This is a genomic window from Acidobacteriota bacterium (assembly GCA_018001935.1).
Lineage (GTDB): Bacteria > Acidobacteriota > JAAYUB01 > JAAYUB01 > JAAYUB01 > JAGNHB01.
The window spans coordinates 35146-61293 of record JAGNHB010000019.1; the positions used below are offsets into that span (position 1 = coordinate 35146).

The 26148-nt window shown below is 65.2% G+C and carries 23 protein-coding genes; 19 read left to right on the forward strand and 4 right to left on the reverse strand.

The window, feature by feature from the left end; all coding sequences use genetic code 11:
• Positions 1 to 380: 380 nt before the first annotated feature.
• The 15 genes from rpmH to KA419_09600 all read left to right on the forward strand — a co-directional run bounded on the left by rpmH (position 381) and on the right by KA419_09600 (position 16988).
• Entirely contained in the window at positions 381 to 518 is a 138-nt protein-coding gene (gene rpmH / locus KA419_09530) for a 50S ribosomal protein L34 (protein ID MBP7866178.1), read from the forward strand.
• Entirely contained in the window at positions 518 to 886 is a 369-nt protein-coding gene (gene rnpA, locus KA419_09535; GenBank protein MBP7866179.1) for a ribonuclease P protein component, read from the forward strand. Before rpmH ends, rnpA begins: the two co-directional genes overlap by 1 nt.
• On the forward strand, positions 883 to 1131 hold the full coding sequence (yidD, locus tag KA419_09540; GenBank protein MBP7866180.1) for a membrane protein insertion efficiency factor YidD: 249 nt from the start codon (positions 883 to 885) through the stop codon (positions 1129 to 1131). The genes rnpA and yidD overlap by 4 nt, the downstream gene beginning before the upstream one ends.
• Positions 1116 to 2915, forward strand: a complete 1800-nt coding sequence (gene yidC, locus KA419_09545) for a membrane protein insertase YidC (protein MBP7866181.1) — start codon at positions 1116 to 1118, stop codon at positions 2913 to 2915. Before yidD ends, yidC begins: the two co-directional genes overlap by 16 nt.
• Positions 2916 to 2921: 6 nt before the next feature.
• Positions 2922 to 4364: a tRNA uridine-5-carboxymethylaminomethyl(34) synthesis GTPase MnmE gene (gene mnmE, locus KA419_09550; GenBank protein ID MBP7866182.1), complete on the forward strand. Its 1443-nt coding sequence runs from the start codon at positions 2922 to 2924 to the stop codon at positions 4362 to 4364.
• Positions 4365 to 4486: 122 nt separating this feature from the next.
• The gene (gene pilB / locus KA419_09555) at positions 4487 to 6214 is read left to right on the forward strand and encodes a type IV-A pilus assembly ATPase PilB (GenBank protein MBP7866183.1); all 1728 of its coding nucleotides are present in this window, start codon (positions 4487 to 4489) and stop codon (positions 6212 to 6214) included.
• 95 nt (positions 6215 to 6309) lie between these two features.
• Positions 6310 to 7446 (forward strand): type IV pilus twitching motility protein PilT, encoded by a 1137-nt coding sequence (locus KA419_09560; protein MBP7866184.1) that lies wholly within the window; start codon positions 6310 to 6312, stop codon positions 7444 to 7446.
• 20 nt (positions 7447 to 7466) lie between these two features.
• Positions 7467 to 8687 carry a type II secretion system F family protein gene (locus KA419_09565; GenBank protein ID MBP7866185.1) on the forward strand — a complete coding sequence of 407 codons (1221 nt, stop codon included), beginning with the start codon at positions 7467 to 7469 and terminating at the stop codon, positions 8685 to 8687.
• Positions 8688 to 8753: 66 nt separating this feature from the next.
• Positions 8754 to 10394, forward strand: a complete 1641-nt coding sequence (locus KA419_09570) for a PAS domain-containing protein (protein MBP7866186.1) — start codon at positions 8754 to 8756, stop codon at positions 10392 to 10394.
• Positions 10391 to 11761, forward strand: a complete 1371-nt coding sequence (locus KA419_09575) for a sigma-54-dependent Fis family transcriptional regulator (GenBank protein MBP7866187.1) — start codon at positions 10391 to 10393, stop codon at positions 11759 to 11761. Before KA419_09570 ends, KA419_09575 begins: the two co-directional genes overlap by 4 nt.
• Entirely contained in the window at positions 11758 to 12627 is an 870-nt protein-coding gene (locus tag KA419_09580; protein ID MBP7866188.1) for an ABC transporter ATP-binding protein, read from the forward strand. The genes KA419_09575 and KA419_09580 overlap by 4 nt, the downstream gene beginning before the upstream one ends.
• Positions 12628 to 12691: 64 nt before the next feature.
• Positions 12692 to 13621, forward strand: a complete 930-nt coding sequence (locus KA419_09585) for an iron ABC transporter permease (protein MBP7866189.1) — start codon at positions 12692 to 12694, stop codon at positions 13619 to 13621.
• A gap of 100 nt (positions 13622 to 13721) precedes the next feature.
• Positions 13722 to 14321, forward strand: a complete 600-nt coding sequence (locus KA419_09590; protein MBP7866190.1) for a sigma-70 family RNA polymerase sigma factor — start codon at positions 13722 to 13724, stop codon at positions 14319 to 14321.
• A 1003-nt stretch (positions 14322 to 15324) separates the two neighbouring features.
• Complete coding sequence (locus tag KA419_09595) at positions 15325 to 16059, forward strand: hypothetical protein (GenBank protein MBP7866191.1); 735 nt, start codon at positions 15325 to 15327, stop codon at positions 16057 to 16059.
• Entirely contained in the window at positions 16056 to 16988 is a 933-nt protein-coding gene (locus tag KA419_09600; protein MBP7866192.1) for a hypothetical protein, read from the forward strand. Before KA419_09595 ends, KA419_09600 begins: the two co-directional genes overlap by 4 nt.
• A 175-nt stretch (positions 16989 to 17163) precedes the next feature.
• Here the strand turns inward: KA419_09600 and KA419_09605 are convergent, their stop codons facing one another.
• Positions 17164 to 17769: a hypothetical protein gene (locus tag KA419_09605; protein ID MBP7866193.1), complete on the reverse strand. Its 606-nt coding sequence runs from the start codon at positions 17767 to 17769 to the stop codon at positions 17164 to 17166.
• A gap of 113 nt (positions 17770 to 17882) precedes the next feature.
• Positions 17883 to 19616, reverse strand: coding sequence for an AMP-binding protein (locus tag KA419_09610; protein MBP7866194.1), 1734 nt, complete (start codon positions 19614 to 19616; stop codon positions 17883 to 17885).
• 248 nt (positions 19617 to 19864) lie between these two features.
• Here KA419_09610 and KA419_09615 point away from each other — a divergent pair, with 248 nt between their 5' ends.
• The 4 genes from KA419_09615 to KA419_09630 are packed head-to-tail and all read left to right on the forward strand — an operon-like array spanning position 19865 to position 23582.
• Entirely contained in the window at positions 19865 to 20092 is a 228-nt protein-coding gene (locus tag KA419_09615) for a NifU family protein (protein MBP7866195.1), read from the forward strand.
• Between the two features lie 4 nt (positions 20093 to 20096).
• Positions 20097 to 21023 carry an ABC transporter ATP-binding protein gene (locus KA419_09620; protein ID MBP7866196.1) on the forward strand — a complete coding sequence of 309 codons (927 nt, stop codon included), beginning with the start codon at positions 20097 to 20099 and terminating at the stop codon, positions 21021 to 21023.
• A gap of 52 nt (positions 21024 to 21075) precedes the next feature.
• A complete protein-coding gene (locus tag KA419_09625) occupies positions 21076 to 22332 on the forward strand; it encodes an ABC transporter permease (protein MBP7866197.1) in 1257 nt (418 codons plus the stop codon).
• Entirely contained in the window at positions 22329 to 23582 is a 1254-nt protein-coding gene (locus KA419_09630; protein MBP7866198.1) for an ABC transporter permease, read from the forward strand. Before KA419_09625 ends, KA419_09630 begins: the two co-directional genes overlap by 4 nt.
• A 590-nt stretch (positions 23583 to 24172) precedes the next feature.
• Here KA419_09630 and KA419_09635 read toward each other — a convergent pair.
• Both KA419_09635 and KA419_09640 read right to left on the reverse strand, forming a co-directional pair.
• On the reverse strand, positions 24173 to 24925 hold the full coding sequence (locus tag KA419_09635; protein ID MBP7866199.1) for a thermonuclease family protein: 753 nt from the start codon (positions 24923 to 24925) through the stop codon (positions 24173 to 24175).
• 11 nt (positions 24926 to 24936) lie between these two features.
• Positions 24937 to 25971, reverse strand: a complete 1035-nt coding sequence (locus KA419_09640) for an aminotransferase class I/II-fold pyridoxal phosphate-dependent enzyme (protein ID MBP7866200.1) — start codon at positions 25969 to 25971, stop codon at positions 24937 to 24939.
• Positions 25972 to 26148 lie beyond the last annotated feature (177 nt).

Below are 26148 nucleotides of genomic sequence, written 5' to 3' on the forward strand. Positions count from 1 at the left end.
AAATACCCGGAAAAGAACCACGACCCGCGCGGAATGCGCGGGAGCGTTTCAGCCCGGGGAGAGCGGAGCGACGCCCCGGGGACCTCGTGCCCGAAAGTCGATTTCCCCCGCCCCGAAGGCGGCGGGAGCCAAAAGAAGCTCACAAATCTTGCTCATTTTTCCAACGACCCAACTTCGAAGGGATTAAACCGCTAACAGCCTGTTTAAGCCACGAACCACACCAACCACGCGAACAGTTGTCAGGGGATTTCTTTTCGTGTGGTTCGTGTGGTTGGTGGTTTCTACTCGATTATCCGGTTCGGGCGTGTTGAATTATCTTGACATTCCCGGGGTGCTTCTGGTAAAAGTTCCGCTTTTGAAAACGGTAAGGAGAGAGAACCATGAAGCGCACTTTTCAACCGAACAATCATAAACGGGCCAAGACCCACGGGTTTCGTTCCCGCATGGCGACCCGGGGCGGTCGCAAGGTGCTGGCGCGCCGCCGAGCGAAGGGCCGGAAACTGCTGACCACGGTCTGATGGAAGCGTACGATCCGGACCAGGGTTTCCCTCCGGGGGCCCGGGTCCGGAAACACCGCGAATTCGACGAGGTTTACCAGAAGGGAGCGCGCATCGACACTCCCTTTTTTGTTCTCTATCACCGGAAGGGGACCCGACCCTCCCACCGCCTGGGCATGACCGTCTCGAAACGCATCGGCAAGGCCTGTGTCCGGAACCGGGTCAAGCGGCTGTTCCGGGACATCTTCCGCAAGAACAAGCCCCTCGGGACCGAGTGCTGGGATATCGTCCTGAATGCGCGCAAGTCGGCGGCGACCGCCACCCGGGCGGAACTGGAGGCCGAGTACCGGCGGGCACTGGCGCGGCTGACGGCGCCCGGGAAAGCATGAAGCACATCGTCCTTTTCCTCGTCGCCGTCTACCAGAAGTGCATCTCGCCCATCCTCCCCCCGTCCTGCCGGTTTTACCCCACCTGCTCCGAGTACTTCGCGCAGGCGGTCCGCCGGAAGGGCGTGCTCAGGGGCGGGTGGATGGGCCTCAAGCGGCTGTGCCGGTGCCACCCCTTCCACCCCGGCGGGTACGACCCCGTCGAGCCCGATCAATCCGTCCTGGAGCCGAAATGGAAAAACGAATGATTGGCGCCATCGCCCTGTGCTTTTTGGCCTACATCCTCTTCATGTACCTCTACCCGCCGCCCAAGGCCGACGAGACGGCGTCCCCGGCCAAGGCGGCCGCCGCCGTGACGCAAGCCGCCGAGCCCGCGCCGGTGGCGGCGGCCGTGACCGCCCCGTCGACCCCGGAGGCCCAGCCGGCCGCGCCGGGCGCCCCGGCCCCGGCCGCCCCCGCGCCCGCCCCGGCCCCGGCAGGCGCCCCGGCGGCCCCGGCCGTGCCGGACTCCGTCGCCGCCGCCCGGAAGGTCCAGGTCGCGGACCCCCTCTTCGAGCTGTCCCTCGACAACCGGGGCGGGGTCATCGAGCACTTCACCCTCAAGCGATACCAGGACGGCGGGAAGAACGTGGACCTGATCCTGGACCCGTCGTTCCAGAAGGAGAAGCTGGCGCCGGCCGAACGCTTCCTCGGGCTGTCCTTTCCCGAGGGGGCCGTGGAAAACCGGGTGAGCTATGCCCTCAACGCCGACCCCTACACCGTCACCGAGGAGGACAAGCCCCGGCCCCACCCCGTCACCGGCGCCTCGGAGCCGTGCCGGACGGTGGTCCTGGCCCTGACCCGCTCGGGCGTGACGGCGCGGAAGGAACTCTCCGTCTGGAAAGAGAGCTACGTCCTGCGGCTGAAGACCTCGGTGACCCGGGGGGCGACGCCGATCCCGCACTACGTCCGACTGGGGCCGGGCCTCACCAACCTCGACCTGATCCCCTCGGACCCGTCCCAGCTGCCGCCCCACGCCGTCTTCTACCACGGCGACGCGGCCCACCCCGTCATGGGGGAGGCCATCGGCCGCTTCAAGCGGCAGACCGGGCAGATCTCCTGGGCCGGGGTCCAGAACAAGTACTTCGCCGCCGTCGCCATCCCCGCCGCCCCGTTCGGGGAAGTCCTCCTCGAGAACCGCGTCCTTTCCTTCAAACAGAAGGAGACCGAGGAAGCCAAGCCCGTCCACCTGGTCACCACCCTGGTGCCCGGGGGCGACACCTTCCTCTTCATGGGGCCCAAGGCGTACGACGTCCTGTCGGGCATCCGGAGCGACCTGGCCCAGACCATCGACTACGGGATGTTCTCGTTCATCGTCAAGCCCCTCTACTACGTCATGAAGTACCTCCAGGCCTCCATCCCCAACATGGGGCTCTGCCTGATCACCCTCACCCTCGTCATCACCCTGGCGCTCTTCCCCCTGCGCTTCCACCAGATGAAGAGCATGAAGAAGATGCAGGTGATCCAGCCCCAGATGAAGGCCATCCAGGCCAGGTACCGCGGGAAGAAGAGCGCCCAGGACCGGCAGAACATGAACCAGGAGATGATGGCGCTTTACAAGGAGGCGGGCGTCAACCCCATGGGCGGGTGCCTGCCCCTGCTGGCCCAGCTCCCCTTCCTGTTCGCCTTCTACAACCTGGTGAGCCAGTCCATCGAGTTCTGGCGGCAGCCCTTCGTCCTCTGGATCCGTGACCTCTCCATGGCCGACCCCACCTGGATCACCCCGATTCTCATGGGCGCCAGCATGGTCATCCAGATGAAGCAGACCCCCCAGGCGCCCGGGCAGGACAACCGGACCCAGAAAATGATGATGTACGTCATGCCCGTGATCATGACCTTCATGTTCATCTCCCTCTCCAGCGGCCTGGTCATCTACTTCCTGTTCAGCAACATCTTCGCCTGGGGGATGCAGGTGATCGCCGACAAGTTCATGAAGACGCCCAAGGTGGAGCTGGCCTCCGCCCCGGCGGGCCGGCCGCGGAAGAACCGATAGCCGTCCATGCCCCCCTTCGACCCGGCACGCTTCGCGGACACCATCGCCGCCCCGGTGACGCCGCCGGGGCGGGGGGGGGTGTCCATGGTCCGGGTCAGCGGGCGGCGGGCCCGCGAGATCCTGGAGCGGGTCTTCCGCCCCGCGCCCGCAACTCTTCCGGCCCCTCCGGGCGCCGGCCCGCGGGAGGGCCCCGCCTTCGTGCCCAGGGCCCGACACGCCACCCTGGGGACCGTGATCGACCCGTCGGACGGCCGCCCGGTGGACCAGGCGCTGGCCCTGTGGTTCCCCGCGCCGCGCTCCTACACGGGGGAGGACGTGGCGGAGCTGTCCTTCCACGGCTCCCCGGTCCTGGTGGGGCACGTCATGGAGGTGATCCTGGCCGCCGGCGCCCGCCCCGCCGACCCGGGCGAGTTCACCCGGCGGGCCTTCGTCAACGGCCGCCTGGACCTGTGCCAGGCGGAGGCGGTCCGGGCCCTGACCGAGTCCGGGACCCGCCTTCAGGCCGAGCTGGCCCGGAAACAGATGGGGGGGGAGACCGCCGCGCTCGTCCGGCCGCTCAAGGAGAGACTCCTCGACCTCGTCGTCCGGCTGGAGACCCTGGTGGAGTTCGACGAGGACCAGGGCGGCCTGGCGGTCCCCGGGGACCCGCGGGCGGAGCTGGCGGACCTGGGGGAGCGCTTCGCGCGGATCGAACGGGGGTTCCGCTTCGCGAGCCTGGCCGGGAGCGGTTTCACCCTGGTCCTGGCCGGCCGCCCCAACGCCGGGAAGTCCACCCTGTTCAACGCGCTCCTGGGGCGGGAGCGGGCCATCGTCACCGAGTTCCCCGGCACGACGCGGGACGCCCTTCGCGAGGACGCGAACCTCTTCGGCATCCCCGCGGTGCTGGTGGACACCGCGGGCATCCGTCCCCCCGCCGACCCCGTGGAATCCCTCAGCATCGATCGCACGCGGCAGGCCCTGGCCGAAGCCGACGCGGTGCTCTTCGTCGCGGACGGTTCGAGGCCCTGGGGCCCCGACGACGAACACGCCGCCGAGGCGCTCCCCGACGCCCACCGGGTCGTGGCCCTGGCCAAGTCAGACCTCCCGCCGCAGCTCCCGCGGGAAACGCTCGAGAAGCGGTTCCCGGGAAGCCGGGTCATCGCCGTGTCCTCCCGCACCGGGGAAAACCTCGCCGAACTCCGCCTCGCCCTCTACCGGACCATCCTCCCGGAAGCGGACCTCCCGGACGAGGGGCAGGGGACCCTGACCTCCCTCCGTCAGCAGGCGTGCATCCGCGGGGCTTCGGATGCGCTGGCCGCGGGCCTCCGGGCCGTGGAGGCGGGCCACTCCGAGGAGTATGCCCTCGCTCACCTCCGGCGCGCCCTTGCCGCCCTCGACGAACTGACCGGTCAGACGGCGGCCGCCGACATTCTGGACCGCATTTTCTCGAATTTCTGCGTCGGGAAGTAACCGACAAAAAATCAAGGCTTGACATCCCCCCCGCATTACCGTAAGATACGGCTGTCGATAGTAGAATTTTCCAAAAGTTACAGGGATTCCAGCTTGACTAGAAACACACACGGGATGATTTCATGACCACCAAGATCGGAGACCTGCTCCTCCGCGAGAAGATGATCTCCGCGGAGCAGCTCAACAAGGCCCTGGAGCACCAGAAGAAGTACGGTGGCAAGATCGGCAGCATCCTGGTGGAGATGCAGTTCATCACGGAAGACGACATCACCAGTGTGCTGAGCCGCCAGTACGGCGTTCCCTCCATCAACCTCGACTACTTCGAGGTCGATGCCGACGTGGTGAAGCTCATACCACTCGAAACGGCGCAGAAGTACCAGGTCCTGCCCCTGAGCCGGGTCGGGAACACCCTGACCATCGCCACCACGGACCCGTCCAACGTGTTCGCCATGGACGACATCAAGTTCATGACCGGCTTCAACATCGAGCCGGTCATCGCGTCCGAGGGCGGCATCATGCGGTCCATCGAGAAGTACTACGGGACGCCCCACTCCATCGAGCTCAAGAAGGTCTTCGACGACCTGAGCATCGAGAAGAAGAAGGACGAGTTCGACCTGGAGCTGGAGGAGGAACAGGAGCAGCTGGACGTCGACGAGCTGCAGAAGTCCAGCGAGGAAGCCCCCATCATCCGGCTGGTGAACCTGATCATGCTGGACGCCATCAAGAAGGGCGCGTCCGACATCCACATCGAGGCGTTCGAGAAGGAACTCCGGGTGCGCATGCGCATCGACGGCATCCTCTACGCCATCATGTCCCCCCCCCTGAAGCTGAAGGACGCCCTGACGTCGCGCATCAAGATCATGTCCAAGATGGACATCGCCGAGAAGCGCCTCCCCCAGGACGGCCGCATCAAGATCAAGACGACCCTGGACAACAAGAAGCTCGAGATCGACTTCCGCGTGTCCTGCCTCCCCTGCATCTTCGGGGAGAAAATCGTCCTCCGCCTGCTGGACAAGACCAAGCTCATGCTGGACATGACCAAGCTCGGCATGGAGCCCAGCACCCTGGCCTCCTTCGAGACGGCCATCTGCAAGCCCTACGGCATGGTGCTGGTGACGGGCCCGACGGGCAGCGGGAAGACCAACACGCTGTACTCGGCCGTCAGCCGGCTCAACCAGGTGGACGTGAACATCATGACCGCCGAGGACCCGGTGGAGTTCAACATCGTGGGCGTCAACCAGTGCCAGACCCACGAGGCCATCGGCCTCACCTTCGCCGCGGCGCTCCGCTCCTTCCTCCGGCAGGACCCCAACATCGTCCTGGTGGGCGAGATCCGCGACTTCGAGACGGCGGAAATCGCCATCAAGGCCGCCCTCACGGGCCACCTGGTGCTCAGCACGCTGCACACCAACGATGCGCCGTCCACCGTCAACCGCCTGCTCAACATGGGCATCGAGCCGTTCCTCGTCTCCAACAGCCTCCTGCTCATCGCGGCCCAGCGCCTCATCCGCCGGATCTGCAACAACTGCAAGGTCGAGGACAAGATCCCCAAGAAGACCCTCATCGACATCGGGTTCAGCCCCGACGAGGCGAACAGCGTCGTGACCTACCGAGGGCAGGGGTGCGACATCTGCAACAACACGGGCTACAAGGGCCGCCTGGGCCTTTTCGAGGCCATGTCCATCTCCGAGGAGATTTCCGAGCTGATCCTGATCGGGGCTTCCGCCCGCGAACTGAAGCGCAAGGCCATGGAGGAGGGGATGATCACCCTCCGCCGCAGCGGGCTCCTGAAAATCAAGGAGGGGATCACGACCGTCGAAGAAGTGCTTCGGGAAACCGTAAAAGACTGACGATGACCATTTTTCTCGGGAAAACTGTTGCTCTCCCCTGAGAAAATGGTTATAATGACACTGATTTTTCCATTATCGGCCATTGAAGAGGACCCATGGTATCACTTCCGGAATTGCTCAGAAAATTGAAGGAATTGCAGGGTTCGGACCTTCACCTGACCACCGGCACGCCCCCGCAGGTCCGCATCGACGGCTCCCTCCGCCCGCTCGACCTGCCCCCGCTGACGGCGGCCGAGACCAAGCGGCTGGCCTACAGCGTGCTGACGGACGCCCAGAAACACCGGCTGGAGGAGAACCTCGAGCTGGACTTCTCCTTCGGCGTCAAGGACGTGTCCCGGTTCCGGGGGAACATCTTCTACCAGCGCGGGGCCATCGCCGCGGTTTTCCGAATCATTCCCTTCGAAATCAAGAGTTTCGAAGCGCTCGGCCTCCCGGCGCCGGTGACGACCCTCTGCGAGAAGCCCCGCGGCCTCATCCTGGTCACGGGGCCGACGGGCAGCGGCAAGTCCACGACGCTGGCGACGATGATCGACAAGATCAACCGCGACCGCCACGAGCACATCGTGACGCTGGAGGACCCCATCGAGTTCCTCCACCCGCACCGGAACTGCATCGTCAACCAGCGCGAGATCCTCAGCGACACCCACTCCTTCAACAACGCGCTCCGCGTCGTGCTCCGGCAGGATCCCGACGTGGTCCTCGTGGGCGAGATGCGTGACCTCGAGACCATCGAGGCCGCCCTCCGCGTCGCCGAGACGGGCCACCTCACGCTGGCCACCCTTCACACGAACACCGCCATCAGCACCATCAACCGCATTATCGACGTGTTCCCGGCCCACCAGCAGCAGCAGATCCGGACCCAGCTCTCCATGGTGCTGGAAGGGGTCCTCTGCCAGACGCTCCTCCCCCGGCAGGGCGGCGTGGGGCGCTGCATGGCCATGGAGATCATGGTCCCCACCTCCGGTATCCGGAACCTGATCCGCGAGGACAAGATCCACCAGATCTACTCCGCCATGCAGACCGGCCAGGAAAAGCACGGCATGCAGACCTTCAACCAGTCCCTGGCGAGCTTATATCTCGGAAAACAGATTTCCCTGGAGATGGCGATGCTCAAATCGCCCAACCCGGGGGAATTGGAAGACCTGATCAAGAGGGGTGTCGGGGTGGTGCACACGGCTGCCTCGGCCCCGACCCGGCCCCGGCCGCCCATTCCTCCGGGCGGACGCTCGTAAGACCACCAATGGAGTGAGCTATGCCGACTTTCGTATTTCGCGGTAAACACATGGTGACGAATGCCATCGTCTCGGGGGAGCGGTTCGCGCCCAACAAGCAGGCCCTGATGACGATGCTGAGGGGGGAGCAGATCAACCCCATCAGCGTCAAGGAAAAGGGCAAGGAGATCGCGCTGCCGACCCTGAAGAAAAAGGTGGCGGAGAGGGACATCGCCCTCTTCACCCGCCAGTTCGCCGTCATGATCGATTCAGGCCTCCCCCTCGTGCAGTGCCTCCGCATCCTGGGGACCCAGCAGGAGAAACCGGCGTTCCAGCAGGTGCTCTTCCAGATCCAGCGGGACGTCGAGAGCGGCATGTCGCTGGCCGACTCGCTGGGCAAGCACCCGCGGGTCTTCGACAACCTCTACGTGAACATGGTGGCTGCGGGCGAGTCCGGCGGCATCCTCGACCTGATCCTCAAGCGGCTGTCCGCCTACATGGAGAAGATGGTCAAGCTCAAGAGCGCCATCAAGTCGGCCCTCATCTACCCCGCGGTGGTCATGAGCGTCGCGGTCGTGGCGGTCTTCCTCCTCCTCTGGCTGGTCATCCCCACGTTCGCCTCCCTCTTCACCGGCCTCGGCGCCGAACTGCCGCTCCCCACCAAGATCGTCATCGCGCTGTCCAACTTCATCGCGCGTTTCGCCTGGCTCGTCATCATCCTGCTCGGGTTCGCCTTCTACGCCCTGAAGAAATGGTACGAAACCGACGGCGGGAAGCACGCCATCGACCGCTTCCTCCTGAAGATCCCCGTCATCGGCAACCTGCTGATGAAAATCGCGATCTCCCGTTTCACCAAGACGCTCAGCACGCTCATCACCAGCGGCATCCCGATCCTCGAGGGGCTCGACATCACCTCCCGTGCCGCGGGCAACGTCATCTACGAAGACGCCATCAAGGTGATCCGCAAGGAAGTCGAGGCCGGGAAGTCCCTGTCCGGGCCCATGGAGGAGTCGGGGCGTTTCCCCACCATGGTCATCCAGATGGTCAGCGTCGGCGAGCAGACCGGCGAGCTGGACAACATGATGGACCGCGTCGCCACGTTTTACGAGGACGAGGTCGATCGTGCCGTCGCGAACCTCATGAGCCTCCTGGAACCCATCCTGCTGGTTTTCCTCGGGGCCACCATCGGGTCCATCGTCGTGTCCATGTACCTACCCATGTTCGCCCTCATCTCCAAACTGGCGGGTTCCGGCGCGAAGTGACCCCGGCCTGACACCGTTCCCGACAGCCCCTGAAATCGGGTGGATTTCAGGGGCTTCGTTTTGATTATGGAAGACTTTACACGGAAGATCAACCTGGTCATCGCCTTCCGGGCGGTCATGATCCCGCTGATCTTCGTGACCGTTTACTTCACCAACGAGTTCGGGGTGCCCCAGGGAGTCGTCGCGGACGTCTTCTACCCGGCGATGACTTTCTTCTTCTTCCTGAACGCCTTCTGGGTCTTCCTCAACCGCCTGCCCGATTACTCCCACCACGCCTTGCTCTTCGCCCACGTCCTGTGCGACATCCTGATGATCGCCTTCACCGTGTTCTCCACCGGGGGGATCGAGACCCCCTTCCCGCTCCTCTACATCCTGGTCATCATGTACTCCAGCCTCTTCCTGGATTTTTACGGGATCCTCGTCGTCACCGGCCTCACCTGCCTCGCTCACCTGTTCACCCTCGGCCTTCTGCTGTTCGGGGTTTTCTCCACGCGCAGCCCGCTGCCCGCGAAGTCCTTCATCCTCTCCGCCGAGGTGTCCATCCTGGGGAACGTCATCGTCGGGATGCTGACGGGCTTCCTCCAGGAGCGCCTCAAGCGGGCCCGGCTTCGCGTGGAGCAGCAGTTCAGCCGAATCCAGGACCTCAACGAGTACAACACATACATCCTGGACAACATCCGCAGCGGCCTGCTGACCACCGACTGCGATTTCAACGTCGTCAAGATCAACCAGATGGGGACACGCCTCCTGAACCGGGAGCCCGAGGCCATCCTGGGGAGGAACGCCATGGAGCTGTTTCGCCTCACCCCGGACGAGCAGGGCCTGGTGGACTTCTCCCCCCACGAGCAGAAAGCGGTCCGCGTGGAGAAGTGGCTCGAGGTGAACAACGAGGATTCCCTGTTCGTGGGGCTGTCCATCTCGCCCATCCTGATCCGGAACGAGGTGAACGGGTACATCTTCATCTTCCAGGACCTGACGGACATCAAGAAGCTCGAGAACGAAATCGAGATTCAGAAGCGCATGGCGGCCATCGGCAACCTGTCGGCCGCCATCGCCCACGAGATCCGGAACCCCCTGGCGTCCATGACCGGGTCGATCCAGGTGCTCAAGAAGCAACTGGAGCTGACGGCGTCCCAGCGGCACCTGATGGACATCATCCTGCGCGAGTCCCACCGGCTGGACCGGATCATCGCCAACTTCCTCCAATTCGCGGCCTTCCGGAAATTCTCCCCCCGGGAATTCGACATGGCCGCGCTGATCCGGGAGACGATCTTCCTGTTCCAGAACAGCCCCGAGTTCCGTCCGGATCACCGGGTCCGGCTGGAATGCCCCGACGGCGAGATCCAGATGGTCGGCGACCCCGACCAGCTCAAGCAGGTGTTCTGGAACCTCTGTTCCAATGCCGTCAAGGCCATGCCCCGGGGCGGGCTGATCGGGATCACCTGTTCCCGCGAAGGGCGCGCGGTCCGCCTGAACTTCCGCGACGAGGGGCGCGGCATGGCGCCGGAAGAGATCCAGCACCTGTTCGAGCCTTTCCAGAGCCGCTTCCCCGGCGGGCTCGGGCTGGGGATGGCCATCGTGTACCGCATCATCACCGACCACGGCGGGAAGGTGGATGTCCAGAGCACCCCCGGGAAAGGGACCACGTTCTCCCTGTCGATCCCGTTGACCGGGAAAAAGACCCCCGGCGAGGAGGCGAAGAAGTGAACCTGTTGATCGTGGACGACGAGCAGAGCATGCGGGAACTCCTGGAGATCGTCTTCCGGGAGGAAGGGTACGGGGTCCTGACCGCTTCCAGCCTCGAGAGCGCCTACGAGGCGGTCCGGAAGAACGACGTGGACATCGTGGTGTCCGACCTCAAGCTCTCGGACGGGACCGGCATGGACCTGCTCCAGACGCTTCGCGAGGAGAAGCCCGAGATCCTCTTCATCCTCATCACGGCGTACGCCTCGGCGGACAGCGCCATCGACGCCCTCAAGTACGGGGCGTTCGACTACGTCACCAAGCCCTTCGACGTCGAGGAACTGAAGGGCATCGTGCACAACGCCGTCGAGCGTTCGGTCCAGGTGCAGAGCTCGCCCCACCTCCCCCCCGGGGAGAACGCGCCGCCGAGGATCGTGGGGATCTCCCCGGCCATGCTGAAGATCTACAAGACCATCGGCGTCGTCGCCCCCACCGACAGCACCATCCTCCTCACCGGCGAAAGCGGTACGGGGAAGGAGATGATCGCCCGCGTCATCCACGATTCGAGCCCCCGGAAGGGGTTCTCGTTCGTCTCCATCAACTGCGGGTCACTGCCCGAGACCCTCCTGGAGAGCGAGCTGTTCGGGTACATGAAGGGGGCTTTCACCGGGGCTTTCGCCAACAAGAAAGGGCTCTTCGAGGAAGCGCACCGGGGGACGCTCCTCCTGGACGAGATCGCCGAGACCTCGCTGGCCATGCAGGTGAAACTCCTGCGGGCCATCCAGGAGAAGCGGATCCGGAGGCTCGGCAGCACGGAGGAGATCCCCGTGGACGTGCGGATCATCGCGGCCACCAACAAGGACCTCGCCGGGCAGATCCGCAAGGGGGCCTTCCGGGAGGACCTCTACTACCGCATCGCCGTGATCCCCATCCACCTGCCCCCCATCCGGGAACGGCGGGAGGACATCCCCCAGCTCGCCAACTACTTCCTCCAGCGGTTCAGCCGCAAGCTCAGCAAGGACCTCAAGGGTTTCGAGCGGGCGGCGATGGAGAAGCTGATGGCCCACGAGTGGAAGGGCAACGTCCGGGAGCTCGAGAACGTCGTCGAGCGGGCGGTCGCCCTCGAGACCACCGACATGATCCAGCTCGAACGGCTCCCGGAGGAGGTGGTGCTGTCCGGCCGCGTGTCCATGGAGGAGTTCATCCCCCAGTCGGAACTCCCGGAGGAAGGCCTCAACATCGACCACTACCTGGAGGCCATCGAGCGCAGGCTCATCCTCAAGGCCCTGGAGCGGACCGGCGGCGTCCAGATCAAGGCGGCCAAGGTCCTGCAGATCTCCTACCGGAGCTTCATACACCGGATGCACAAGCTGGGGATCAATCTCCCGTGAGCCACCCCCGCCCGCAGACCTGGGAAGTCGAGGGGCTCTCCTACGCCGTGGAGGGCAAGGAGATCCTCCGGGACCTGGCCTTCGGGGTCGAGGAGGGCGAATTCCTCTCGGTCATCGGCCCGAACGGGGCGGGAAAGACGACCCTGCTGCGCCACCTCAACCGGGGCCTTCTCTCCCGCCGGAAAATCCGTTTCCGGGCGCGGTGGCTGGACCAGTGGAGGGTGCCGGAGCTGGCGCGGTACCTGTCTTACGTGCCCCAGATGAAGGGCGGTGTCCCGCCCTACGACGTGACGTCCTTTCTCCTGATGAGCCGGCACCCGCACATCTCGCCCTGGCGGGGTCCCCTTCGGAGCGACCGGGAGATCGTCGACGCCGTGGTGCGCCGGGCGGGCCTGGGCGACCTGGCCGGCCGGCAGCTGGACACCCTCAGCGGGGGGGAGCGCCAGGTCGCCTACATCGCGGCCGCCATGGCCCAGCAGACCCCCGCCGTGCTCCTGGACGAGCCCACCGTCTACCTGGACCCGGGCCACGAGGCGGGTGTGGCCGCGCTCCTGGGCGACCTCAACCGGCGGGACGGCAAAACAGTGGTGATGGTCACCCACGACGCCAACCTGGCCATGGCCCTGTCGGACCGGGTCCTCGGGCTCAAGGACGGCCGCCTCCATTTCCTGAAGCGGGTCCCGGACCTCACCCGGCAGGACCTCGAAGCCCTCTTCGCGGTGGAGTTCGCGACCTTCGTCGAAAGCCCCGGCGGGTCCTCGACCGTTTACCTCCCCGTCCCCCGGCATCCCGGGGGAGGCCACCCGCCGGCGGGCCCCGACCGGGGCGCGGCGGCCGGGGGGGAAGGGGGGCGCCCCCGTGCGTAGCCTGCCTCAACTGGTGCTCTGGTTGCTGCTCGGGCTGTTCTTCGCCGCCCCCCTCCTCCTGTCCCTGTGCACCGGCGGCGGTGACGGGGGAGGGGACACGGGTCTCACCGCCGGGGCGTCCGGGACGGGCGGGCTCGTGTTCTGGCAGGTCCGCGTTCCCCGCGTGCTCGTCGGCTACGCCGCCGGCGCCGCGCTCGCCCTTGCCGGGCTCGTGTTCCAGGCGGTCTTCCGCAACCCGATGGCGACCCCCTTCACGCTGGGGGTCTCCAGCGGGGCCGCCTGCGGGGCCGCCCTCGCCGTGAAAACCGGCGTGGTCCTGGAGATCGCCGGGTATTCGAGCGTGCCGGTCTTCGCATTCCTGGGCGCGGCGGCCACCATCGCGCTGGTGTTCGGGCTCTCGCGGGCGTGCGGGGATTTCTCGACGGACATCATGCTGCTCTCCGGGGTCGCCCTCAGTTTCTTCTTCTCGGCCGTGATCATGGCCGTCCAGTACATGAGCGACTTCACCGGTTCGTACCAGCTCGTCCGGTGGCTCATGGGCGACCTGAACACCGTGGGTTACGCCCGGCCCGTCGAGCTGTCCGTCCTCCTGGCGGCCACGGTGGCGGTCGTGGCGTGCCACGCGCGGACCCTCGACCTCATGCTGGCCGGGGAGGATTTCGCCCACTCCCGCGGGGTCGACGTCAAGCGGAGCCGGATGCTTCTCCTCGGGGCGGTCTCCCTGGTCACGGGCGGCGTCGTGGCCCTCTGCGGGCCGATCGGTTTCGTCGGCATGATGATCCCGCAACTCCTGAAACTGGCCGTCGGGCACCACCACGTCCGGCTGGTCCCCCTTTCCCTTGCGGTTGGTGGGGCCTTCCTGGCCCTCTGCGACTGGGCGGCCCGGACCGTCATCGCCCCCGCGGAGATCCCCGTCGGCATCCTCACCGCCCTGCTCGGCGGCCCCTTCTTCCTCTGGATGCTGATCCGCGTGCGGAAGGGACGATTATCCTAAAAAAAATAGTAATCATTATCAAATACTTCTTGACTTCCCCGGTTTCTGTACGTATTATCGCTTTATCATGGTTTGAGACGGTGCACAGGAGGAAGTCATCATGAAGAAGAACTGGAAAGACGCTGATATGGTCGAAGGGCTCCGGGCCGGCGACGCCAGGGCGCTCGAAGCCGTGATGGAGAAGTACCAGGGCAAGGTTTACAACACCGCGATCGGGATCGTCAAGAACCCCTCGGATGCGCAGGAAGTGGTGCAGGACGTCTTCGTGACCCTCTATCGTAAGGCGGACACTTTCAAGGGGAACTCCTCGCTCTTCACCTGGATCTACCGGATCACCGTCAACTTCGGGTTCATGAAGATCCGGAGCCGGCGCAAGGAGCCCCACATCCCCATCGAGGAGGCCACGCGGATGGACGCCGACGAGGCCGTCCTGACCACCATCCTCCCCGACAAGCGCTGCGCCGCGGACGACCTGGTGATCCAGCGCGAACTCATGGGAAAGGTCCTCCAGTTCACGCGGGAGCTGCCCGACAAGTACCGACGCGTCTTCATGCTCCGGGATGTCCAGAATTACTCCAACGAGGAAGTGGGGCGGCTGCTCAACCTTTCGGTGGCGGCGGTCAAGTCCCGGATTCACCGGGCCCGCAGCTACATCCGGGAGCGGATCTCCGGCTTCCAGACGGCTGAGATGGTAAGTTGAACGGCTCTAAGATCGTTTTTGGACGGGTGTGTGAGCGTCTTTTCCGTTTATCCGTGCCTTTAAGGGATTATACATAATATTTTCTCACGAAGGCACAGAGGCACGGAGAGGGTTACAATCAGGAAGTCTGCCTAAGCAGGAGCAGGTTTTTTTCTCATCACTCCATATATTCTGACCCGCAGGTACTGAAGAGCTTTCCCGTCATGCGTACTGCGGGAAGGAATTCTCAAGCCGGTCAACGGCGGGATTGGTGCCATAATGAATAACCGGTGCCACTTCTATGGCAGTGTGAATTTTTACCCCCTCTACGGCCGTCGGGAGCGCCAACTTCGGCCTTCTCCTAACACGGATTTCTTGGATCGTGAACCTTGATGCGTTCGCAAAAAGTCGGAAAACGAGCAGGAAAGTGTCTGTAAGGCCTTTGTTTGAGCCATTATCCAGAGGGTGAGGGTACTTTTTACGGGGGCGTCAACCTTGTTTGATAAGCACGGATGAACGGGGCCGAATGAACACCTTTCGGGCGCACAGAACGGCTTTTTTGACAATCCAATCCCTGCCGACATTTACAATCCGGGAATGTGTATAAGATTCAGTCCTCCGGCGAGGCCCCAACCGGCTAATCTCTTTAATCTTCCATGGATAAAGACGGGTATTCCGATCAGGGGCTCACCCGGACGATGTCTGATCGTTTCAGTCCGATTCATGATTTTCTGCAAACTCGTTAGGTTTAGTTCAGCGAAGCTTGACGCGGTCGCAAAAAGTACCATCACCCTCCGGGTGATGGCTCAAACAAAGGCTTTACAGACACATTTCCGTCCGTCTTCCGACTTTTTACGAACCCGTCAAGCTTGGCTCTTGCGTGAAATAAATACGGTTCCTTCATAAATCGGCTACACAAGTAGAAAGTGAATACGTTCCCGAATAATAAACGAACAAAACCGGGTCTTGCCCGTATTATTAAACCAATTGCTAGGGAGTAATTTTCCCTTGGAGAAGGTCATACATGAGTGTTGAAAAACCGGAAGAAACTGCCGGCGGGACAGCCGAGGTAACGGCTTCTGATAAAGCCCCGAAACTTGGCGGGGAGGTAAATCCCTCTGCAACAGGTTCCGGCCCAGGCCAGAAAACATCTGTTACGGACGAAAAGGTTGCGCCTTCCGGAGGCGAGGCTCCTTCAGATTACTACGAAGAGGAGGAACCTTCCCGGGCGCCGAAAGTTTTCGGTGTGTTACATTTAATAATGGTTGGTATCACGGTATTGCTATTCCTCGGTAGTCTAGCCGTGGGCATCATCTTTCGTAACCAACTCGACAATGTTCAAATGGGGGAGAATACCCGCATTATTATGCAGCTAAGTAAAGAAATCGAGCGTATTCCAATCGCTCGGGTAAATGGCTTCATAATGCTCGGTGTGACGATCCTCATGACAGCTTTATTGGTCGTTGCGGGAAATTATCTACTAAAGTCAAAGAAAAGAGGACAGACTTTTTCCATTGCTTATGCGATAATAAATATATTTTTCGGTGTATACCATATCGCTTTCTCTGAAATTGTTATGAAAAGCCATTATCAAAAGCTTCTCATGGATGATGGTTCAATAGAAATAACCACTCAGAGCTTTGTTCTGTTTTGGTACAGCATCGGAAATGTTGTCCAAGGATGCTGCTGCTGGTTTGTCTATCCAGTATTAATACTGATTTTTATGCTGCCGGAGCGCTTCGGCAAGAACCTGAAGTGACCCCTGTGCCCGCCGCGCCCCCGCCGAACGTGCTGCTCGCCTCCCTGGCCCTCGGGGGGGCGATCGCCTGCTCCGTCACCATCGCCGTCATGCTCCGCCGCGTGGAAGCGCGGCGGGGGAACCGCCTGGTGGTGATCGCCGCCAACTACGTCACCGCCGTTGCCGGGAGCCTGCTGGCGTGGGGCTTCGAGGGCTTCCCGGCCGTCGGGGCGTTCACGGGCGGCCTCGGCCTTCTGGGCGGGGTCGTCTTCATCGGAACCTTCCTCCTCATGACTGCCGCCATCGGGAAGGTGGGGATCGCCATCCCGGTGTCGGTCACCCGGCTGGCGGTCGTGGTGCCGATCCTGGTCTCCATGGTCGGCTACGGGGAGACGCCGGACCGCTTCGGGGTCGCGGGCCTGCTCCTGGCCCTGGTCGCCCTGGTCCTCTTCGGCGTCGCCGTCGCCGCGAGGGCGGGGGAGGGTGCGACGGGCGCCCCCGGCCGGTGGCGGGCGGCGCTGGGCGCCTGGGTGCCGGTGGTGGGGCTGTTCCTCGCCATGGGGACCGTGGAGGTGGTGCTGAAGGTCTTCAAGGAGAACCGCCCGGCCGGGGCGCCGTACCAGCCGTTCGGCTTCCTGCTGGTCATCTTCGGGACCGCCCTGGTCATCGCCTGGTCCAGCGTCCGCTGGAAGGGGGCCGCGGTGAGGCGCCCCGATCTCCTCACGGGCCTGGCGCTGGGCGTCCCCAACATTCTCTCGACGGTCTTCTTCCTCTACGCCCTGCGGGGGCTCCCCGGCATCGTCGCCTTCCCGGTGAACGCCATGAGCATCATCGTCCTGAGCACCGCCGCCGGAATCGTGATCTGGCGCGAGCACCCCACCCGAAAAGGTTGGGCGGCCCTGGCCTGCGCCGTGCTGTCCATCGTCTGCATCAACTTCTCCGGCCGCTGAAGAACCGGACAAACCAAGACCTCCCAGCACATGAAACGTCGGCCGGGAGCATGATTTGCGGCCCATGCCATCTTCCTTTGCGAGCTTTGCGCCTTGGCGAGAGCCGATCCGGACCTGATCTCGCAAAGGCGCAAAGCTCGCAAAGAATGCGGCCAAGGGCCACGAAAGCCCGCCTTCAGCGGGCGTGGAGGTTGAACACCGTGCGGTCGAACCGGAGTTCGAACAGGACGATTTCCTTCTTCGTGAACTGGGGCTGGACGACCACCTTGATGGTGGTTCCGGTGCGGGGGAGCAGGTAGAGGACCGGGATGTCGTCCCCCCAGTCGTCGGGGTCTTCGGGGTGCTTGAGCTTGCGGTACTGCTCCGCGATGCGCGCCTTCGGAATCTCGGGGAGAATCCGGCTGGTCCGTTCCACCCAGCTCCCGTTGAAGTACTCCATGAAGTGGATCTCCTGGGTGCAGGCGGGCCCGCACGAGGCCTTGGTGACCCCCAGCAGGCGCCGCCGCGGGTCGGTCATCCGGAAGAGGGCGATCTCGCCGAAACCCTCCCAGTGCCCCTGGACCTTGAGGTAGCCGTTCGCGACGTCGCGGACGACGATGGCCTTCTCCCGGTCGGGGATCTCCGCCTCCGAGAAGATGGCGCCCGGCAGGAGGAGGTAGTGGTCCAGCACGTTGACGGGGCGTTCCCCGCCGATGGGGTCCGGCGTTTTCCGGCCGGGGGCGGCGGAAAGGGGCACAAGCAGGATCAGGACCGCGAACGAGGCGACAACGACCAGTTTCATGATGATTACTCTCCAACTGGATGAAACGACATTCAACCACGAAATACACGAAATGCACGAAATCAGGATCACGGACCACACGAACCACACGAACGGGGGCCCAGGCGCCGGCACTATCGCTTCGAGGAGGCCACCTGGCGGATCTTGCTGGTGTACAGGTAACGTTTGACCTTGCGGGTGGTGGTCTTCTCGAACTCCTGCCACTGGATGGTGAACCGTTTGACGCGCTTGTAGTTGGCCATCTTCGAGCACAGGCGGTTCACCTCCGCCTTGAGGACCTTCTCGACCTCCTCCTCCGAGATCTTCAGGCCGCGCCGGCTGAGGTGCTCGTCGAAGTGCTCGATGTCGGGGACGATGATGGCGTGGACTTCCTCGCAGTACTTGTCCGCCTCGGGCCCTTCCCAGACCAGCGACTCCAGGATGAAGGGGCTCTGGTTGAGCTGGGCCTCCACCTCCTCGGGGTAGATGTTCTTCCCGTTGGCCGTGACGATCACGGCTTTTTTGCGGCCCTGGATGAAGAGGAACCCGTCCTCGTCCAGGTATCCGAGGTCGCCCGTGTGCAGCCAGCCGTCGCGGAGGACCTCCGCGGTGGCCTCGGGGTTCTGGTAGTACCCCAGCATGACCACCGGCCCTTTCACGCAGATCTCCCCGTCGATGATCCGGAACTCCGTGCCGGGCAGGGGGAGCCCCGCCGCGTCGTCCTTGAAGAAATCCATGTGGTTGAGGGCGATGACGGGCGAGGTCTCCGTCAGCCCGTACCCCTGGATCAGGAGCAGGCCCAGTTCGCGGAAGCCCCGGGACACCTCCGGGGAGATGGCCGCCCCGCCGCTGATGAGCAGCCGCAGTTTCCCGCCGAACCGGTCGTGGAGGGACCGGAAGACCTTGCGCCGGATATCGACGTTGAAGAGGCGCTCGGAGAGGTTCGCGAGGCCCATGCCGATGCGGAAGCGGGTTTTCCCCGACTCCCGGACACGGTCCATGATCCGGTTGTAGATGGCCTCGAAGAGAAGGGGGACCCCCAGGATGGCCGTGGCCTGGGTCTCCACCAGGTTGTCGGGGATGCGCTTGAGGTTCTCCGCGTAGGCGACGGTCATCCCGTGGCTCAGCGGCGTCAGGAAGCCTGCCGTGCACTCGTAGGTGTGGTGAAGGGGCAGCACGCTGAGCAGGATTTCCTTCTCCCGGAGGTAGACCACCTGGAGCATGCCGAGGATGTCGGCGATGATGGATTTCTGGCTCAGCATGACGCCCTTGGCCGCGCCCGTGGTGCCGGAGGTGAACAGGATGGACACCGGGAGGCCGGGGTCGATGACGGTGAAGGGGTAGTCGGATTTCTGGTCGTCGATGAGGCGGCACCCGTCCGCGAGGACCTTCGAGAAGGATTGGACGATGGAGTTGTCCTCCCGGTCGTCCATGTTGATGATGACCTTCAGCCGGGGCAGTTTCCGGTGCATGTCGCACACCATGTCCACGAACTTCTGGGACCCGACGAAGATCTCGGTCTCGGTGGTGTAGAGGATGTGGAAGAACTCCTGGCTCTTGAGTTCCCGGTCGATGGGGACGCAGACGGCGTTCCCGCAGGCGACCGCCAGGTAGGTCATCCCCCAGCGGGCCCGGTTCTCCGAGGCGAAGGCCACGTGGGCCTGACGCTTCATCCCGAGCTTGAGCAGGCCGGCCCCCAGGGCCATGACCTCGTAGAAGAGCTGGTTGTAGGAGACCCGGGCCCACTCGCCCTCGACCTTCTCCATCAGGGCGGTCTTCGGGCCCCACTTCTCCCGGCTGTTGATGAGCATCTCCCGGAAATCGACGAACTTCTCGACGGGAAAGTAATCCTTCGGTGACCTGGGCATGCGTTGGGCCCTCCCCCCGTTCAGCGCGAACCCCCCTCGCCGACGGCCGTCCTTGACCGCTGCCGTGCCCGTCGAGGGATGGCGTATGATAGCCAAACCCTCCCGGTTGTGCAAGGCCAATCGAAGCGTCCGGGGCGGTGAATCGCGCCCCGCCGGGGGATCCCCCCGTCCCTCCGCGCATCGAATGTCGTTGCAACGTGCGCGGATGTGCGGTATCATCCGCCCGAATTTCCGAACAGGAGTGACCCATGGATCTGCGAGCGAAGGTGGAACAGGAACTGGAAAAGACCCGCGTTTTCCTTCAGGCCGACGGCGGTGACGTGGAACTGGTGGACGTGAAGGACGACGGCACGGTTTACGTGAAGCTCAAGGGGGCCTGCGGGTGCTGCCCCATGGCGACCCTGACCCTCAAGCGGGGCATCGAGGCCCGGCTCAAGCAGGAAATCCCCGAAGTGAAGTCGGTGGAGCAGGTCTGACCCCGTGCTCCGGATCGAGAACCTCCGGAAAAGCTACGGCGACCTGACGGCCGTGGACGGCCTCTCCCTCGCGGTGGAGCCGGGGGAGATCTACGGCCTGCTCGGCCCCAACGGCGCCGGGAAAACCACCACCATCGCCATGGTCTGCGGCCTGGCCCGACCCGACGCCGGGGTTGTCCGGATCGACGGCGAGGATGCCCGCAAGGACATCCGCCGGGCCCGCGCCTCCCTCGGGTTCGTCCCCCAGGACATCGCCCTCTACGAGGAACTGAACGCGAGGGAGAACCTCCAGTTCTGGGGTCGCCTCTACGGGCTCTCCGGCCGCAGGCTCGCCGCCGCCATCGACCGGGTGCTGGAGCGCGTGGGGTTGGCCGATCGGGCGAAGGAGCCCATCCGGGGCTACTCCGGCGGGATGAAGCGCAGGATCAACCTCGCGGCGGCCCTGCTCCACGAGCCCCGGCTGCTCCTGCTCGACGAGCCCACCGTCGGGATCGACCCCCAGGCAAGGCTCCACATCCTCGACATCGTCCGGGACGCGGCGGCCTCCGGCGCGGCGGTCCTGTACACCACCCACATGCTGGAAGAGGCGGAGAAGCTCTGCCGGCGGATCGGCATCATGGACCACGGGCGCCTCCTGGCGGAGGGGACCCTCGACGAGCTGATCCGGCTGGTGGGGGAGGGGCGGCTGCTGTTCTTCCGCGGCCACTTCACCGCGACCCGCGTCGGGGAAATCCTCTCCGCGCACCCCGACGTCGCCCCCGTCACGCTCGAGGACGGGCGCTGCCTGCTGCTCGTCCGGGGCAACGACCAGTCGGCCGCCCTGATCAAGTCGATGTTCGAGGCCGGGGTCCCCGTCGATGACATCTCGGTGAAAGACCCCAGCCTGGAGAGCCTGTTCATCAAGCTGACGGGCAAGGAACTCCGCGACTGAACGGCGCCCGTGCGTCCGCCGGAGCACGAATTCCCGTGAAAGGTCGTTTCGGATGACACAGTTCGGCAACCTGATCCGGAAAGACGTCCGGCGCAGCCTCCGGGCGCCGGCCGGCATCCTGCTCCAGATGGCGATCCCCCTGGCAATCGCCATGATCTTCGGGGTGGTCTTCTCGCCGTCCCGGGGCGGGGACGTCATCCGTTTCAAGCTGCTCCTGTCCGACGAGGACGGCAGCTTCGCCTCGCAGTTCATCCAGTCTTCCTTCACCCAGGGAGACCTGGCGAAGATGGTGGACCTCCAGAAGACGGACACGCCGACCGGCCGGGCCCTGATGAACGAGGGGAAGGCCTCGGCCATGCTGATCGTCCCCAGGGGCTTCGGCGACGACCTCCTGGAAGGCCGGCCCGTCAGCCTCCGGTTGATCAAGAACCCCTCCGAGAGCATCCTGCCGGAGGTGGCGGCGGACATCGTGAAATCCGTCGCCGTCCTGGCGGACTACGGGGCCCGGGTCCTCAACGCCCCCCTCCGCGCCATGCGGACCCTGGGCGACGGCGAGGCGTTCCCCTCCGAGGCGGAGTGGCTCGGGGTCTCGGCGGCGATGCGGATCTCCCTGGAGAGGGTCCACCGCTACGTCATGCCCCCGGTGGTGAAGATCGAGACCGTGGGGTCGACGGAGCCGAAGCAGGGCGCCGGGGACCTCAACTACTTCGCCCTCTTCCTGCCCGGCATGGCGCTCATGGGGCTGCTGTTCATCGCCAACCACTGCCTGCGCGACCTGGCGGAGGAGATGGACACGGGGCGGCTGCGCCGCATTTTCACCGCACCGGTGGGACCGGGGGAGGTCCTCGGCGCCAAGCTGGCCTACGCCTTCCTCCTGACGTTCCTCTCCTTCGGCATCATGTCCGCCGTGGGCGTCGCCCTCTTCGGGATGCGCCCCCGCCTCCCGTGGCTCTACCTGGCGGGTGGGCTGGTCTCCGCCGCGGCCTGCACGGGGATCATGGCCCTCGTGTACTGCCTCGTCTCCGGGGTGGGGCGCTCCGAGGCCGTCACCTCCATCATCATCGTGGTCATGTGCATGGTGGGAGGCTCTTACTTCCCCATCGAGTCGCTCCCCGATTTCTTCATCCACCCGGCCCGGGCCACGGTGAACTACTGGAGTATCGACCTGCTGCGGGGCGGGCTCTCGGGGAACATCGACCCCGGGCGGGCGCTCCTCGACACCGGGGTGCTGATGGGGATCAGCCTCCTGACCCTGATGGCCGGGACCCGCATCCTGGGCCGACGGTTGATGGCGGGGGTGTCCCGGTGAAACTGCCCGGCCTCGTCCTCACCGAAGTCCGCGTGATCCTCCGCTCCGGGGGGGCCTACCTCTGGTTCTTCGCCATGCCGCTCCTCTTCGCCTTCTTCTTCGGGCTCGCGTTCCGGGGCGGCGGGCCGACCAAGACCGCCCTGAACGTGCTGGACCGGGACGGGTCGTTCCTGTCCCGGTCCCTGGTCGCGTCCCTGGCGTCCGACGGCTTCGTCATCGAGGCCAGGACCCCGGGGCAGTGGAAGGCCGGCGAGTGGAAGCCCCGGGGCGTCGAGATCCCCCAAGGTTTCGCCCGGGACGTTCTGGCGGGCAGGCCGACGACCCTGAAGTGGTACAAGGACCCTTCCGGCGACACGCAGCGCGGGGCGGCGGCGGAATCCCGTCTCCAACTGGCGGTGTTCAAGCTGATCGGGAACCTCTGCCTGATGGAAACCGAAGCGGTTCCCGCCCCCTCGCCGTCACCCGGTGTCGGCCAAGCGTCCCCCGCCGCGCCTTCCGCCGAAGCTCCCCCGGCCTCCGGGACCCCCTCGACGGCGTCGGCCGCCCCGGACTCGACCGCGGCGGACGCCTCCCGTTACGCCCGGATCGCCGCCGGGAAGCCCCGCGTGACCGTGAGCGAGTCCCTGGCCGGTCGCCGGGCCCAGTTCCCGACCGGGTTCAACCAGACGATCCCCGCCATGGTGGTCCAGTTCGTCCTCATGTGCCTGGCGATCTACGGGACCAACCTGCTGGTGGAGGAGCGCGACAAGGGCATCCTGCGCCGGGCCTCGGTGGGGCCGGTCTCCGCCGCGGGCCTCCTGGCGGTGAAACTCTGCAGCCGCATCGGGATGGGCCTGCTCCAGGTCGTGGTGCTCTTCCTGGCGGGACGCCTCTTCTTCGGCATCGACCTGGGGTCCTTCCTCGGGATCGCGGTGCTGATGATCGCCTACTCCGCCGCCGCCGCCGCCCTGTCCCTCCTCCTGGCCACCCTGGTCAAGGACCACGCCTGGGCCACCGGCGTCTCGATCCTGCTCACCCTGGTGATGAGCGCCCTCGGCGGGTGCTGGTGGCCGTTGGAGGTGGTGACGCCCGTCATGCGGACCGTCGCCTTCCTCTTCCCCACCGGCTGGGCCATGGACGCCTTTCACCGGATCTACTCCTTCGGCGGCGACCTCCCCGACATCGTGCAGCACGTGGCGGTCCTCGCCGGGATGGCGGCCGTCTTCTACGCCCTTGCCGCCCGATTCTTCCCCCGGAGCCTCCGGACCTGACTTGACGAGCTTTCACGCCCCCTGGCCGCACCCCTGGCGCTCCGCTTTTCTTCGCGAGCTTGGCGCCCTGGCGAGATCCAGATCCGGATCGCCTCTCGCCAAGGCGCGAAGACCGCAAAGGGAGACCGCTATGGCACCTTCGTTTGTGGCATACCCCTTCATCGCCGTCTGCCCCGTCGGTTTGGACTGTCCCTTTGGTCCTTTGATCCCTTCGCGCCCCGGTTTCATCACGGCGCCTTCATGCCGGCGAGAGGCTCGGGTCCCTCCGCCTTGTGCCAGGGCGGTTGTGTTTCATTGAAGCGAATGGGTCACGTTGGGAACGCGCCGCTCCGGCGGCCTGCGCGGCGCGGTCAAAGCGGCGCTCCGGCAGCCTTCGCGCCGCACTCCTCAGGGACGGGAGAAGATCGAGCGCTGCGGGCTGCCGCGGCCAGGGGGGCCGCCGATCGCGGTTGCGACTGCGTTCCCGGTTGCGACAGCGACAGCGATTGCGATAGCGACAGCGATTGCGATACCGATAGCGATACCGATAGCGATACCGATACCGACGGGAACCCCTCCGGACCTACAGCCCATAGCCTACAGCCTGACCCTCACCGCGGCGGTTTCGCGGCCCGGCCGATGCCGTGGGCCTTCCGCCAGGCGGCGGGTGCCTCCGGGTTCGCCTGGGACCACAACCCCCGACGGGCCGCCCGGGCCTCGCGCTCCAGTCTCTCCAGTTCGGGGTCGTCGGCGTACTTCCGGTACCAGACGGCCATTCCTGCCCGGACGAGTTCCCGGTTGAGCACCCGGCCGTCGGGAAGGACCACGTCGGCGACGGTCCGGCCGTAGGCGTCACGGTCGCGGGGAACCACCACGACGTCGAGGCCGAAGCAGAGCCGTGACGTTTCCTGCTTCGCCCGGGTGCCGAAGGCCTGCCCTTTCTCGGGGCAATCGACCCCGTGGAGGCGGACACGGAGCGGCCGGCGCTCCACGAGGACCTCGACGGTGTCGCCGTCGATGACCCGGGTCACCTTTCCCCTCAGCGCCTCGCCGTCCTGCACCTTGGGCGACGCCTCCACGCGGTGCGGCGAAGTACGGCCCCGTCGCGTTTTCCCCTCGGGGCCCTGCCGGGACGGACCAGTGTCCGGCGCGCAGCCGGCGAGGAGGGCCCCCAGGCCGAGCAGGGCGGCGGCGAGGACGACCCGGCGGGCGACGCGGGGAGGCCCGCACGGGGCCGGACCTTCGCCGGGACCGGCCCCGGTGATCTTCCGGAGACGGGCCCGGCCATCCCTCCGGCGTGAGGTATCAGCAGCGGGCGGCCCGCCGGGAGGGTGCGGGGTGCGGGCTCGGGTGTCGGGCGTCATGCCGGGGGGCGTCAGAAGCGGGACCGGAAGAGGTCTGCGAGGATCTCGAGGAGGCGGTCGATCTGGGCGGTGTCGATGTCCCGGTAGGTGACGAAGCGGATGCGCTCCCCGAAGGTCCCGCACCGGACCCCGTGCTCCCGGAGCTGGTCCGCCAGGTCCCGGGAAGTCCTGCGGGGGTGCCGGACCTCGAAGACGAGGATGTTGGTCTTCACCGTCTCGGGGTCGAAGCGGATGAAGTCGTACCGGGAGAGGAAGTCGGCGATCCTTCGGACCTTCTCGTGGTCCTGGGCCAGGAGGGGCGGGAGGGTCTCGAGGGCGACCAGGCCGGCCGCCGCGAGGACGCCGGCCTGCCGCATCCCCCCGCCGAGCCGCTTGCGGTGCACCCGGGCGTGCTCCACCAGGTCGCGGCTGCCGGCCAGCAGGGAGCCCACGGGGGCGCAGAGGCCCTTGGAGAGGCAGAACATGACGGAGTCCGCCCGGCGGGCGATGTCGGCCGCCCCGACTCCCAGGCTGACGGCGGCGTTGAAGATCCGGGCCCCGTCCAGGTGGACCGGCAGCCCCAGGGCGTCCGCCGTCTCGCGGACCGCGTCGAGGTAGGCGAGGTCGAGTACGGCGCCGCCGGCGAGGTTGTGGGTGTTCTCCACGCAGACCAGGGACGCCGGCGAGCGGTAGTAGACCTTCTCGGGGACCGCCTCCCGGATCGCGGCGGGGTCCATGCGGCCCCGGGTTCCCGGGACCACCCGGGGAAGAAGGCCCCCGACCAGGGCGAGGGACGCCAGTTCGTAGTTGTAGATGTGGGAGGAGGCCTCCACGATGACCTCGCTGCCGGGCGTGGTGTGGCAGAGCAGGGCGGCCAGGTTGCCCATGGATCCCGTGGGGAAGAACAGGGACGCCTCCTTCCCCATCAGTTCCGCCGCGCGCTCCTGGAGGGTGTTGAGGGTGGGGTCCTCGCCGTAGACGTCGTCGCCGACCCGCGCCTCCGCCATGGCCCGGCGCATGGCCTCGGTGGGCTGGGTCAGGGTGTCGCTTCGCAGGTCGATGATCATGCTCGGCTCCGTTCGGGGGGTGGTCCGGCGGCGGACAAGCCCTTATTTTACACCCGGGCGAAGGGATCGGCTGTAATTTCCTTCACCGGATTCGACAAAGAATATTTTGACATTTGATGAATCCTTGCATATACTGGGGATGCTCTAATCTGCACCCGCTGGCATGGGGCCGATGCA

Bases quoted from the DNA above. Each gene is read 5' to 3' on its own strand.
- KA419_09590 (MBP7866190.1), top strand. From the start codon at position 13,722: ATGAAGAAGAACTGGAAAGACGCTGATATGGTCGAAGGGCTCCGGGCC.
- KA419_09565 (MBP7866185.1), top strand. From the start codon at position 7,467: ATGCCGACTTTCGTATTTCGCGGTAAACACATGGTGACGAATGCCATC.
- KA419_09615 (MBP7866195.1), top strand. From the start codon at position 19,865: ATGGATCTGCGAGCGAAGGTGGAACAGGAACTGGAAAAGACCCGCGTT.
- KA419_09640 (MBP7866200.1), bottom strand. From the start codon at position 25,971: ATGATCATCGACCTGCGAAGCGACACCCTGACCCAGCCCACCGAGGCC.
- KA419_09610 (MBP7866194.1), bottom strand. From the start codon at position 19,616: ATGCCCAGGTCACCGAAGGATTACTTTCCCGTCGAGAAGTTCGTCGAT.
- pilB (MBP7866183.1), top strand. From the start codon at position 4,487: ATGACCACCAAGATCGGAGACCTGCTCCTCCGCGAGAAGATGATCTCC.
- mnmE (MBP7866182.1), top strand. From the start codon at position 2,922: ATGCCCCCCTTCGACCCGGCACGCTTCGCGGACACCATCGCCGCCCCG.
- KA419_09605 (MBP7866193.1), bottom strand. From the start codon at position 17,769: ATGAAACTGGTCGTTGTCGCCTCGTTCGCGGTCCTGATCCTGCTTGTG.
- KA419_09560 (MBP7866184.1), top strand. From the start codon at position 6,310: ATGGTATCACTTCCGGAATTGCTCAGAAAATTGAAGGAATTGCAGGGT.
- yidD (MBP7866180.1), top strand. From the start codon at position 883: ATGAAGCACATCGTCCTTTTCCTCGTCGCCGTCTACCAGAAGTGCATC.
- KA419_09595 (MBP7866191.1), top strand. From the start codon at position 15,325: ATGAGTGTTGAAAAACCGGAAGAAACTGCCGGCGGGACAGCCGAGGTA.
- KA419_09625 (MBP7866197.1), top strand. From the start codon at position 21,076: ATGACACAGTTCGGCAACCTGATCCGGAAAGACGTCCGGCGCAGCCTC.
- yidC (MBP7866181.1), top strand. From the start codon at position 1,116: ATGGAAAAACGAATGATTGGCGCCATCGCCCTGTGCTTTTTGGCCTAC.
- KA419_09635 (MBP7866199.1), bottom strand. From the start codon at position 24,925: ATGACGCCCGACACCCGAGCCCGCACCCCGCACCCTCCCGGCGGGCCG.
- rpmH (MBP7866178.1), top strand. From the start codon at position 381: ATGAAGCGCACTTTTCAACCGAACAATCATAAACGGGCCAAGACCCAC.
- rnpA (MBP7866179.1), top strand. From the start codon at position 518: ATGGAAGCGTACGATCCGGACCAGGGTTTCCCTCCGGGGGCCCGGGTC.
- KA419_09570 (MBP7866186.1), top strand. From the start codon at position 8,754: ATGGAAGACTTTACACGGAAGATCAACCTGGTCATCGCCTTCCGGGCG.